Annotated in this window: 9 protein-coding genes; 2 read left to right on the top strand and 7 right to left on the bottom strand. The window is 64.6% G+C overall.

Annotated features, from left to right (window positions below; translation table 11 throughout):
- Position 1: 1 nt before the first annotated feature.
- A complete protein-coding gene (locus Q0J57_RS08760) occupies positions 2-1,309 on the bottom strand; it encodes a cytochrome ubiquinol oxidase subunit I (protein WP_297219345.1) in 1,308 nt (435 codons plus the stop codon).
- A 215-nt stretch (positions 1,310-1,524) separates the two neighbouring features.
- On the opposite strand from Q0J57_RS08760, the gene htpG reads away from it, so the two are divergent.
- Both htpG and Q0J57_RS08750 read left to right on the top strand, forming a co-directional pair.
- The gene (gene htpG / locus Q0J57_RS08755) at positions 1,525-3,450 is read left to right on the top strand and encodes a molecular chaperone HtpG (protein ID WP_297219343.1); all 1,926 of its coding nucleotides are present in this window, start codon (positions 1,525-1,527) and stop codon (positions 3,448-3,450) included.
- A 164-nt stretch (positions 3,451-3,614) separates the two neighbouring features.
- A complete protein-coding gene (locus Q0J57_RS08750; protein ID WP_297219341.1) occupies positions 3,615-4,592 on the top strand; it encodes an AEC family transporter in 978 nt (325 codons plus the stop codon).
- Positions 4,593-4,887: 295 nt separating this feature from the next.
- On the opposite strand, the gene Q0J57_RS08745 is transcribed toward Q0J57_RS08750, so the two are convergent.
- From Q0J57_RS08745 to Q0J57_RS08720, 6 genes are all read right to left on the bottom strand, one after another.
- Positions 4,888-5,289, bottom strand: a complete 402-nt coding sequence (locus Q0J57_RS08745; protein WP_297219339.1) for a DVU_2496 family lipoprotein — start codon at positions 5,287-5,289, stop codon at positions 4,888-4,890.
- A 30-nt stretch (positions 5,290-5,319) separates the two neighbouring features.
- Entirely contained in the window at positions 5,320-6,183 is an 864-nt protein-coding gene (locus Q0J57_RS08740) for a zinc metalloprotease HtpX (protein WP_297219336.1), read from the bottom strand.
- A 160-nt stretch (positions 6,184-6,343) separates the two neighbouring features.
- Complete coding sequence (asnB, locus tag Q0J57_RS08735; RefSeq protein ID WP_297219334.1) at positions 6,344-8,248, bottom strand: asparagine synthase (glutamine-hydrolyzing); 1,905 nt, start codon at positions 8,246-8,248, stop codon at positions 6,344-6,346.
- The gene (locus tag Q0J57_RS08730; protein WP_297219332.1) at positions 8,236-9,555 is read right to left on the bottom strand and encodes a glycosyltransferase family 4 protein; all 1,320 of its coding nucleotides are present in this window, start codon (positions 9,553-9,555) and stop codon (positions 8,236-8,238) included. The genes asnB and Q0J57_RS08730 overlap by 13 nt, the downstream gene beginning before the upstream one ends.
- Positions 9,556-9,574: 19 nt before the next feature.
- Entirely contained in the window at positions 9,575-10,594 is a 1,020-nt protein-coding gene (locus Q0J57_RS08725; RefSeq protein WP_297219330.1) for a glycosyl transferase family 1, read from the bottom strand.
- Positions 10,591-11,979, bottom strand: coding sequence for a glycosyltransferase family 4 protein (locus Q0J57_RS08720; RefSeq protein WP_297219328.1), 1,389 nt, complete (start codon positions 11,977-11,979; stop codon positions 10,591-10,593). The genes Q0J57_RS08725 and Q0J57_RS08720 overlap by 4 nt, the downstream gene beginning before the upstream one ends.
- Positions 11,980-12,232 lie beyond the last annotated feature (253 nt).

The raw sequence follows: 12,232 nt of genomic DNA, 5'->3' as shown, positions 1-12,232 counted from the left end.
CTTAGACCTCCTCGGGACCCTTGCAGGCATACTTGCGCAGCAGCCAGATGTCGATCAGCCCCAGCAGGGTGTAGACCGCGATGAAGCCGACCAGGGAAAAGAGCACATTGTCGGCCGGCACAGGCGAGACCGCGGCATCGGTGCGCATGAGATTATAGACGATCCAGGGCTGGCGTCCCATTTCTGCCACCAGCCAGCCAAAGGCAATGCTGAAATAGGGCAGGGGAATGGTCCAGACCAGGGCCTTCATGAGGCCGGAACAGGGCTGCTCGCGCTTGCGCTGCCAGGTGGCCGCGGCGGCCAGCAGCAGGAAGAGCGCCCCCAGGCCCACCATGATCCGGAAGCCCCAGAACACCGGCGTGACCGGCGGGCGGTCTTCCTTGGGGAAGTCCTTGAGGCCCTTTACTTCGGCGGCGCTGTCGCCATAGGCGATCCAGCTCATGAGGCCGGGAATGCCGATGGCTTCCACGCTGTTGGTTTCGTTTTCCTCATCGGGGAGCACCAGCATGTAGAAGGGAGCATTGCTGGTGGTTTCCCAGTGCGATTCCATGGCCGCCAGCTTGGCCGGCTGGAGCTGGGCCACGGTCTTGCCCTGCAGGTCGCCGCTGGCGCCCAGCAGAATGGCCATGATCAGGGTGAAGGGCGCCGCCATGCGGAAGGAGCGGCGGAAAAAGTCCTTATGGCTTCCGCGCAGCATGTGCCAGGCGGAAACCCCCAGAACAAAGAAGCCGGAAAGCAGCCAGGCCGAAATGATGGTGTGGGCAAACATGCCCCAGGCATAGGGATTGGTGACGACGGCCATGAAATCGACCAGTTCCGCGCGGCCGTTCTGAATGACATAGCCCAGCGGATTCTGCATGAAGCCGTTGGCCAGGATGATCCACAGGGCGGAAACATTGCCGGCAATGACCACCAGCCAGATGCTCAGCAGATGCAGCTTCTTGCCCACACGGTTCCAGCCGAAATGCCAGACAGCCAGGAAGGTGGATTCCAGGAAAAAGGCCACCGTGGCCTCGATGGCCAGCAGCGCGCCGAAGATGTCGCCCACATATTCCGAATAGCGGGACCAGTTGGTACCGAACTGGAATTCGAGGGTGATGCCCGTCACCACACCAAGGGTAAAGTTGATGATGAAGAGTTTGCCCCAGAACTTGGCATGCCTGCGCCAGACTTCGTCACCGGTTTTGACATACCGCGTTTCCATGAGGGCAATAAGCAGCGAAAGCCCCAGTGTCAGCGGTACAAAGATGAAGTGAAAAAATACGGCCACTGCAAATTGCAGCCGTGAAAGCAGTATAACGTCATCCATACAGCCGTCCTCCCGATGGTTCCCCCGGGATGTTCCGGGGATGGCAACACCGTGTTGCCGTTCCCTAGTATCCCGCACGGGGGGATAAATCAAGAGTAAATCCTGATAGTGCGCCTGCCCGCCCGCCGTCCGCCAGAGGGCAGCCGGTGCTGGGCCGTCTTGACGAACGGCACAGGGGTCTTATTTTGCAGATATTCCCGTTAGGAGGCGGCATTATGGCCGAAAACAGTGTTCAGGAACAGCAGTTCAAGGCTGAGGTGCGCAAGGTTCTGCGCATTCTCACCAATTCTCTCTATACCAATCGCGAAATCTTTCTGCGTGAACTCATTTCCAATGCGTCCGATGCGCTGGACAAGCTGCGCTTCCGCGAAAGCCGCGGCGAGGCGCCCCGTGTTTCCCTGCCGCTGGAGATTCATATAACCCTTGATGAAAACGCCCGTACCCTCACCATCACGGACAGCGGGCTGGGCATGACGGCAGGCGAGCTGGCCGAAAACCTGGGCACCATTGCCCGTTCCGGTTCCGAAGCCTTCCTGGCCGAGCTGGATGCGCAGGCCGCCCAAGGCGGCAGCCACGATGCGTCCAATATCATCGGGCGCTTCGGCGTGGGCTTCTATTCGGTGTTCATGGTGGCCGACAAGGTGGAGGTGACCTCCGTCCCTGCCTATGGCGATGATGTGCAGGCCCATGTCTGGACCAGTGACGGCCTGGGCACCTATACCGTGGCTCCCTGCGATGCCGGCGATTTGCAGCGCGGCACGCGCATTGTGGTGCACCTCAAGGAAGATGCCAAGGAATTTGCGGAAAAGTTCCGGGTGGAGTCGGTCATCCGGTCCCACTCGGCCTTTGTGCCCTTCCCCATCTTTGTGGGCGAGGACCGCGTCAATACCCAGCCCGCCCTCTGGCGCGAACCCAAGACCTCGGTGACGCGCGAGCAGTACAATGCCTTCTACACGCATCTGACCTATGACAGCAAGGCGCCGCTGGATGTGCTGCACATTGCGGTGGACGCGCCCGTGCAGTTCAATGCCCTGCTCTACATCCCCGACAGTGCGCAGGATGTCTTCGGCATGGAGCGCGATTACTGGGGGCTGGACCTGTACAGCCGCCGCGTGCTCATCCAGCACCGCAACAAGGAGCTGCTGCCCGAATATCTGGCCTTCCTCAAGGGTGTGGTGGATACGGAAGACCTGCCCCTCAATATCTCGCGCGAAACCCTTCAGGAAAATGTGGTGCTGCGCAAGATTCGCCAGACCATCGTCAAGCAGATGCTGGGACATCTGGAAAAGATGGCTGCCGAAGATGCGGAAAAGTACGCCGCATTCTGGAAACTGCACAGCCGGGTCTTCAAGCTGGGCTATCAGGACTTCCCCAACAGGGAACGCATCTCCGCCCTGCTGCGCTTCAATACCTCCTTCCATGAGGATGCCGCCGGTCTGTCCAGCCTGGATGAGTATATGAGCCGTGCTCCGGAAGGGCAGAAGACCATCTGGTACGTGACGGCACCCAATCGTGAGGCCGCCCGCCTCAGCCCCCATCTGGAACGCTTCCGCCGGAAGGGCATCGAGGTGCTCTTCCTCTACGAGCCGGTGGATGAATTTGTGATGGAAGGGCTGCACAGCTACAAGGACTGGGAATTCAAGGCCGCGGAAAATGCCGCCGATGATGCCCTGGACGCCTTTGCCGACAAGGCCGATGCCGACCGGCCCGCCGTGGCGCCGCTTTCCGGGGACGACAGCGCCAGCTTTGACAGCCTGCTGGCCCGCATGAAGGAAATTCTCGGCGATCGCGTGACGGACGTGCGCGTTTCCCACCGCCTGTCCGAAAGCCCGGCCGTACTGGTTTCGCCCGACGGCAGCATGACATCCAGCATGGAAAAGTTCCTGCGCGTCATGCAGAAGGACGATTCCCTGCCCGTCAAGGCGCTGGAAGTGAACCGCGATCATCCGCTGCTGCGCAGCCTGCTCAAGATGTTCAAGGCCGATGCCCAGGACAAGACCCTCACCAGCATGGTGGAATGTCTGTTTGATGCCTGCCTGCTCCAGGACGGCTATCTCAAGGATCCGCAGGCGCTGGCGGCCCGCAGCAATGCGCTGCTGGAACAGGCCGCGGCCTGGTATGGCGAGGTAAAACAGCTGTAAGGGGCGTGCCCGGCAGCCCGTCTGCCCGGCTTTGCCCGTTTCCGGCCTGTCCGGCGCCGTCGCATTCCCCGGAATGCGGCGGCGCCTTTTTGCCGCCTGGGGGCGGCTTTTTCTGGACAAGCGGCAGGCTTGCGGGCAAAGTGCCTCGTCTGGAGGATATGGTAATGCTTACGGCATTTTTTGCGGTTTTTCCGGTCTTTCTGATCATTGGTTTTGGCGTGCTGCTGCGGGCCAGGGACATCCTGCCCGACCAGACGGGCGGCATCCTGGGGCTGTATGTGCTCAAGCTGGCGCTGCCCCTGCTGCTGCTCCATGTGATGGCCCAGGCCGACCGCGGCACGCTGAATCATGCCGGCTTCTGGATCGGCGCCGTGGGAGCGCCCGTGATCTGCTATGTGCTGGGATATGTGAGCGACCGCCTGTTCTGCCGGCGCGGTATCTGCCCCGCGGTGACTTCGGCCCTGGGGTGCAGTGCCAGCAATACGGCCTTTGTGGGCCTGCCCATTGTGGAAAGCCTGCTGCCCGGCAATACGGAAGCGCTGGTGGTGGCGGGCCTCATGACGCTGACGCCCAATGTGGTCGTCATCATGGCCCAGGTGCGCTTTGACCTGCGGGTCAATGCCGTCAGCGCCAGCGACAGGTCGGGACATACCTGGGCACTGCTGCGCACCCTCATTCTGGGCAATCCCATCCTGCTGTCCACGGTCGGCGGCCTGGTGCTTGCGCTGAGCGGTCTGGGCCTGTGGCAGCCTCTGGACAGGGCCTGCTCCCTGGTGGGCTTTACGGCGGCCCCGTGCATGCTGGTGGCCCTGGGGCTGGACCTGGGAGAAAAGCTGCGCCTGGCCCTGAGCCGGGGCAGAGGGCATGCTCTGCTGTGGCAGTCCTGGCTTGTGAGCTGCAAGCTGCTGGTCTGCCCCCTCATCTGCTGGCTGATCATGAGCGCCCTGTCGGTGGATCCGCTCTGGCTGGGCGTGGCAGTGCTCACCAGCGGTACCGGCACGGCCCTCATGGCCTCGGTGCTGGCCCAGATTTATACCGCGGTTCCCGAAGAGTCGGCCCTGACAGTGGTGCTTTCCAACGGCATCAGCATGCTGACGCTCACGGCCATCATCTGGATATTGCAGGGACAGGGCTGCCTGTAGGTCCGTTTTTCCGGCAACAGAACACTACCAAAAAAGCCCGCCATACGGCGGGCCTTTTTTATGGCATGAAACTGGCAGAACAATGGCACTGCGGCCTGCGCCCACACGGCCATTCGCCCCGCGGGGGATACCCCCTCAAGCCTCCGGTCCATGGCTGTGCGCCGCTTTTGCGTCAGGGCGCACCTTGCCGGAGGCGTGTGCGGGATGCGGACGACGGGCGCGTCTGCCCTGTCCCGAGGCGTTTCTGCACCAGCATGGGACCGGCACAGGCACTGGCACAGGCACTGGCACGGGCCTAGGGCAGCGCGGCCGGGTTTTCATTGACCCAGTCCACCAGGGGAGCCATGCGCCGCAGCACAAAGGTACCGTCGCCGGCCGGTTCTGCCAGGTCGGCAAAGTCCCCTCCCACCACATAGATGCGCCAGTCCCCGCGGGGCAGGCGGTGGGCGGCCACTTCGGCATCCACATGGCGCCGGGCTGCCCGGGCCTCGCAGAACAGCGGAAAGTCGTGCATGAGCGGGTCCAGCACCACCTCGGCATCGCTGGCAATATCAATGATGTAATTGCCCGGCGCATAGGTATAGGCCGTGGTGCAGTTCTGGGGAAGCGGGGCGTCCTTTTGAGGAACACCCTCCTTGGCGGCACAGGCCGCAAGCAGCACACAGAGCAGGGGCAGCAGGAAAAGCGGACGGATCATGATGGCAGAGCCTCCTCCACACACGCGGCATCAGTTGTTGTACTGTCCGGTACGGCTCAGTTCCTGCAAGCGCTGGATACGATCCTCCAGGGGCGGATGCGTGCTGAACAGGCGCTCCATGCCGCTCCCGAAGAAGGGATTGACGATGAACATCTCTGCCGTGCTGGGATTGCCGTGCCGCATGGGAATCTGCCCGCTGGCACGCCCCAGCTGGTAGAGCGCGCCGGCCAGGGCCAGGGGCTGCCCGCAGAGGCGGGCACCGGTTTCATCGGCCAGATACTCGCGCGAGCGGGAAATGGCCATCTGGATGAGGCTGGCCGCCACAGGCGCCAGCAGGGCCAGGGCAAAGGTGGCCACGGGATTGCTGCCGCCCTCTTCATCGCGGTTGCCGCCGAAGATGGCGGTGAATTGCAGGATATTGGCCAGCGAAACGATGACAGACCCCATGACGCCGGCAATGGTCTGGATGAGGATGTCGCGGTTGAGGATATGGCCCACCTCATGGGCAAGGACGCCGCGCAGTTCCTCGGGCGAAAGCAGGCGCATGATACCCTCGGTCACGGCCACAACGGCATGTTCCGGATTACGGCCCGTGGCAAAGGCATTGGGCGCCTCTTCGGGAATGATGCAGACGCGGGGCTTGGGAATGCCGGCATTGCGCGCCAGCTCTTCCACCATGGTATGCAGATAGGGGGCCTCTTCGGGGCGCAGTTCACGGGCATTGTACATGCGCAGCACAATGGAATCCGAAAACCAGTAGCTGCCCACGTTCATGAGCAGGGCGAGGATAAGGGCAATGATGATGCCCGTTCTGCCGCCGGCCAGGCCACCCAGCACAATGATGACGCCGGAAAGCAGGCCCAGCAGCAGGACGGTCTTGATCTGGCTGGTCATGAAGTCTCCTTTGCAAAAAGCCTCTCCACAGGGGAGGTAGGGTCTACTATAAGTACGGAAAAGCGGTCCGGCAAGCCGGGGAACGCGCCTTCACCGTGTGGTCCGCTGCCGGAAGCAGGGGGCGTCACGACCTGCCGGGAAGAACCGGCACTGCCCCGGCTCAGGCGCGCCGCTGGTGGGCCTCCAGCCAGAGGTGCAGGACCAGCAGGGTCCACAGGGGTTTGCGCATGTCCGCCCTGCCGCTGAAATGGGCTTCCATGAGGCGGCGCACGGCCTGCGGATTGAAGAGGCCGCGACGCCGCAGGGCTTCCTCGCCCAGCAGGTCTTCCAGCAGGGGCCGCATGCGTCCCCGCAGCCAGTCGGCCACGGGAATCTGGAAGCCGCGCTTGTTGCGGTGCAGGATTTCCGGGGGCAGCACGTCGGCAAAGGCCTTCTTGAGCAGATACTTGCGCCGGAAGCCGTGCAGCTTGTGCCGTATGGGCAGGCGGGCCACGAATTCGGCGGCATCCCGGTCCAGAAAGGGCGCGCGCACTTCCAGGGAATGCAGCATGGAGCAGCGGTCCACCTTGACCAGGATGTCATCCAGCATGAACTGCCGCACATAGACATGAAAGGCCCGTGCCAGCGGCGACGGCCCCTGCGGCCAGTGCTCGAACTGCTGGCGGGTGGGGGCAAAAAGGCAGTTTTCGTCCAGCAGCTCCGCCTGGGGACTGGCCAGCAGCTCCCGCTGCATGTCCGGGGTCAGGGCCGTCAGCATGGTCTGCACGCGCAGCCAGTCCGGGGCATGCGCGCCGCGCAGGAAGGTCTGCACGGCAAGGCGCGGATTGATGTAGCCGGAGGAAGACGGCAGCAGACGGCAGAGCGGCTCGATGACCCGCCGGCGCAGCGGGGCGGGCAGGGCATTGTACCAGGTGGCGATCTTGTAGCCGATATAATGCTCGTAGCCGGCCCAGAGTTCGTCGGCGCCGTCTCCGCCCAGGGCCACGGTGACCTTTTCGCGAGTAACGCCCGACAGCAGCCAGGTCGGCGCCACCGAGGCATCGGCCATGGGCACGTCCATCCGGCTGATGATCTGCGGCAGATGTTCCGCGCATTCCTCGGCGGAGAGGATGCGCTCGTGATGCTCCGTCTGCCAGCGGCGGGCCACGATGCGCGCGTAGCGGCTTTCGTCGTAGCTGGCCTCGGTAAAGCCGATGGAGAAGGTCTGCACGGGGCGGGAGGACTGCTGCGCCATGAGGCCGGCCACGATGGACGAGTCTATGCCGCCGGACAGAAAGACCCCCAGCGGCACGTCGCTGATCATGCGGCGCTTTACGGCGCGGGTCAGCAGGGCATGATAGGTTTCGCAGAGTTCCTCTTCGCTGCGCGGGTCATCTTCCCGGGGAAAGGGCATGTCCCAGTAGCGTTCTGTGCGCAGGTGCCCGTCCTGCACATCCAGAAAGAAGGACGGCGGCAGGGAGTGCACCTCGTCATAGAGGGTCTGCGGCGTGGGAACGTATTCATAGGCCAGGTAGCGCACCAGGGCCAGCGGCGACAGGGTGAGCCGCAGCTCCGGCAGCACGGCCAGGGCCGTCAGCTCCGAGGCAAAGTACAGGCAGCCGTCCTGCACCGTGTAGAAGAAGGGCTTCTTGCCGAAGCGGTCGCGGGCGCAGAACAGGCGCTTTTCCTGCACGTCCCAGAGGGCAAATGCGAACATGCCGTCAAAGCGGTCCAGGCAGGCCTCGCCCCAGGCCTGCCAGCCCGCGAGGATGATTTCCGTGTCCGAGGACGTGCGGAAGACATGGCCCTGTGCTTCCAGCTCGCGGCGCAGTTCCGGGAAGTTGTAGATTTCGCCATTGAAGGTCACATGATAGCGCCCGCTGGCGTCGTGCATGGGCTGCGCACCACCGGCAAGGTCGATGATGGACAGACGGCGGTGCCCCAGGCAGACGCCTTCATGGGACCAGATGCCCTGTCCGTCGGGACCGCGGTGGCGCATGGTTGCGCACATGGCCTCCACCTGTGCCGCACTGCGTGGGGACAGGGGAGCACCATGCAGATGGCAGATGCCCGCTATGCCGCACATGTCTTCTTCCTGTCGGTGTAGCGGGAGATGAAGAGCTGGGCCAGCAGATGGGCATTGCGCTGCGGGTCGAACATCTCCTTGGCCAGGCGGCGGCCGTTTTCGGCCATGCGCCGGCTTTCCTCGGGATGCTCGATGCACCACTGGATGGCGTCGGCCAGGGCTTCGGGGTCCTGCTGGGGAACGGCCAGGCCGGTTTCGCCGTGATGGATGACCTCGGGCAGGGCGTTGATGTCGGTGCTCACCACGGGCATGCCGTAGGACAGGGCCTCGATGACCGTATTGGGGATGCCGTCGCGGCGGCCGGAGGCGTGGATGACGCAGGGCGCCACAAAGATGTCATGGCTCATGAGCAGACGGGGCAGCTCGTTGTGGGAGACCAGGCCCGGCATCTGTACCCGGCCTTCCAGGCCCAGCTGCGAGCGCAGGGTTTCCAGGGCCCGGCTTTCCTTGCCCAGACCAAAGCGGCGGCCGCCGTCGCCGGCCAGCATGAGGGTAAAGTCTATCTGGCGGTCCCGCAGCAGGGCGCAGGCCTTGAGCAGCACGTCAAAGCCCTTGGTCACGTCAAAGCGCCCCAGGGCCAGCAGGCGCACCGGGGGCTGCATGCGCACGGGGCACTGACCTTCGGCCGGCAGGGTGAGACTGTTGTAGACCAGTTCGGTCTTGCCGCGGGCAACGCCTTCGGCAAAGGTTTCGATGCGTTCCTTGTCCGCGGCATTGTTGGCTCGCACGAAGAGGGCCTCGCGCAGCTTGTCGGCCAGATCGGGGTCCGCGGGCTGGAGATTGTCGCCGCGGGCCGAGGTGGCATAGGGCATGCCGGTAAGGGCCGAGGCCACCCGGGCGGCTGTGGCGGTGCCGCGCGGCCACGGGGCATAGATCATGTCCATGCCGTCTTCGCGCAGCAGCCGGGCCAGATGAATGCCCGCCAGAAAGGCCCAGAGGTTTTCTCCCAGCACTTCCAGGCTGCTCCAGCGGTGGAAGAGCACCTGCCGCAGCAGCCGGCCCAGGCGCCGGGGATGGCTGACGGCCTGGAGCAGCAGGTCCCGCAGTATGGCGGGCAGTGCCCGGAGGCCCAGGGTGTGAACCCGGTCGGCTGCGGCGTGCATTTCCGTGGAGCAGCAGGCAAGGTTGCGCCCGTACAGGCTGTAGACCTCAAGCGGCAGCTGTGTCCGCAGATTTTCTATTTCCCGGAAAATGAAGGGCTGGGTGAAAAGGGGGTACCAGAGCAGCAGGACGGCCACATGCGGCAGACCGGCCGGCAGGGGAGCGGTATGCTGTTCCGGCGCGAGGGCGGAAGAAGTCTGAGACATGGTATCTCCTGTGAATGGGTTAGGACGTGACGGGGGCGGAGCAGGTCCAGTCAGCCGAGGCATCCCCGGCAGGGGCAGGCGCGGTGTTTCCGTACTGCAGGACCAGTTCCTGCATGGTGACGTGGCGCACTTCTCCCAGACCGGACAGCCAGTCCACGTAGGCCGTGAGCCTGTGCAGCAGGGCGCGCACGGCAGGTTCATGGGGCAGATGGGGGGTGGCGCCGGGCATCATTTCGGAGGAATGCCAGGTGAGGGAAAGCACCCGGCCTCCCCGCCGCACAAAGGTCCTGGTCATGTGCTGCATGAGCCACAAGGGGTGCTGCACGGGCAGCAGGGCCAGGGCGCCCCACTGGTGAAAGCGCGCGCGCAGCCCCTGCTGCATACGGGCGGGCAGCAGGCTCATGCCCCGGTCCAGGCCCGGCACCAGCGGCGTCACGCTGAGCGGCACTTCCAGCAGCGCGCCGTGGGCTGTGCGCACGGTATAGGGCTGGCGGGGGGCATGAAAATGATCCGGCAGCGTGCGCAGCCCCTGGCGGTTGCAGGCCGGACCGTGCAGGGGGCGCACCGAAGCATCGCAGGTCAGGCCGGCCGCTGCCAGCAGGGGCCAGTGCTGCCTGTGCAGGTCCCAGCGCCCCATGCGGAAGGAACGCAGCGGCGCGCCCTGAAAGGTCTGCCCGGCCCGCAGCAGGCTTTCCAGCTTGGCCGCGAAACGGTCGCTGCTCAGGCTGGCGGCGGGCACGGCATGCAGGCTGACGCTGCCGTTGTCCAGGGGCGGCGTGTTCCAGTGATGCAGGTGCGCGGCAATTTCCGCCCCGTACCTGTCGCGAAGGTGCGCCAGCACGGCCAGGGACGGGCTATGGGTCAGGACGCTGTGGGCGCAGAAAAGCGTGGGGCGCACACCGCGTTCCAGCAGGGGGCGCAGGCGTGTCAGCTGCGCCGTATTGCTGACGGAGGGGGCTGTGCAGGCATAGGTGCCGCCAAAAAGCCCCTCTTCCTCCACATCAAGGCTGGTGGCCAGCCAGAGGATAGGGCGGCTCATGACCGGGAAGCATCTCCGCTGGTGGGCACTTTGCCGCCAAGGCTGAACCATTCTTCCGGCCGGGCGGCGTGCCAGTCGTTGTAGGCGCGCAGATAGAGGTCACGCAGCGCCTGGATATTGGCCTGACTGTCAAACATGTGCAGAACGCGCTGCCGGCCGTTTTCGGCCATGCGTCTGGCCGCATCCCGGTCGGCAAGCATGCGGCGCACGGCCGCGGCCAGGGCGGCCGGGTCCCGCTGCGGCACAAGCATCCCCGTTTCGCCGTCGATGATGACCTCGCGGATGCCGCAGACATCGGTAGCCACCACGGGCATGGCACAGGACAGGGCCTCCATGATCACATTGGGGATGCCGTCACGATCGCCATTGTCATGCACCACGCTGGGAACCACCAGCATATCGTGGCTGCGCATGAAGTCGAGGATATGATCATGGGGCACAAAGCCGGGCATGTCCACCACCTGTTCCAGACACAGACGCCGGCGCAGCGCCCGAAGGCGGAAGCGCCATTCGCCATCCCCCACCAGGGTCAGGCGGACGGGGAAGCCTTCCCGGCGCAGGCGGGCCATCATGGTAAGCAGTTCCACAAAGCCCTTGGTGCGGCAGAAGCGGCCCACGGCCAGCAGGCGATAGGGCGCGGCAAAGGGCATTTCGCAGGCCACGGGGCTGTTCAGGGTCAGGCCGTTGTAGATGCAGTGCACCTTGTCCTGCGCTTCCGGCGGGCAGAACTGGCGCAGATAATCCACATTGGCCATGTTGTTGGTGCGGATGAAGAGTGCATCCCGGGATTTTTCCCGGAGCAGGCCGTCCTGCGGGTAGATGTCGCCGGCGCGCCCCGTGAAGGCAAAGGGAATGCCCGTGAGGCGCGATGCCGTCCAGGCGGCGGTGGCCGGTCCGTTGCCCCATGCGGAGTGCAGCAGCTGCACCTTGTCGCGCATGGCCAGCTCGGCCAGCAGGAAGCCGGCCAGGAAGCACCAGATGTTTTCGCCCAGGGATTCCGCATTGCGCATGCGGCGGAGCAGGCCCTCGCGCATGAGCTTCCCTACCCCGCGGGGATTGCGGCTCAGGGCACGGAAAAAGGCGCTCAGAATGCGGAAGGTGGCAGACACGCCAAAGCGGACCACGGGCAGGTCCAGCTGTTTCATCTCATCGCTGCATCCCTTCAGCTTCTGACCATACATGGTGTAGACCCGGATGGGCAGGCCACAGGCCAGCAGGCGCTGAATTTCGCGGAAGATGAAGGTTTCGGACGAAAGCGGGAACCAGAGCAGCACATAGGCCGTCAGCGGCAGCTGCGGTGTTGTCGTGTCGGCAGCAGGGGCAGGGTCCGGCGCCACGGGGGCGGCGGGGGACTGATCGTCAGGGGCGAGGGGCGCCGTGGGCATGGCTTCTCCTGTGGGGGGGAGCGACGCAACGGGACGGCTGACTGCCGGAGCAGTGTCCTCCCTGCGCCGCGCGGTCCGCTGCCGGCACCCGGTCGGGGACGGAAGCGGGGCTGTGTGCAGCAGCGGCACGGGCGCTCCTGCCGGCGGCTGCGGGATGAATGGAAAAAGCCGGGTCTTGCGGCCCGGCCCGGACTGGACCTGTGCTGCCGGCGCACACGGGCCTGTGGACGCGGCAGCGGATAAAAAGGGCCGG

Source organism: uncultured Desulfovibrio sp., from assembly GCF_944324505.1.
Taxonomy (GTDB): Bacteria; Desulfobacterota; Desulfovibrionia; order Desulfovibrionales; family Desulfovibrionaceae; genus Desulfovibrio.
Note: the sequence above shows the minus strand (reverse complement) of the source record. Positions and strands in the feature narration are given on the sequence as shown.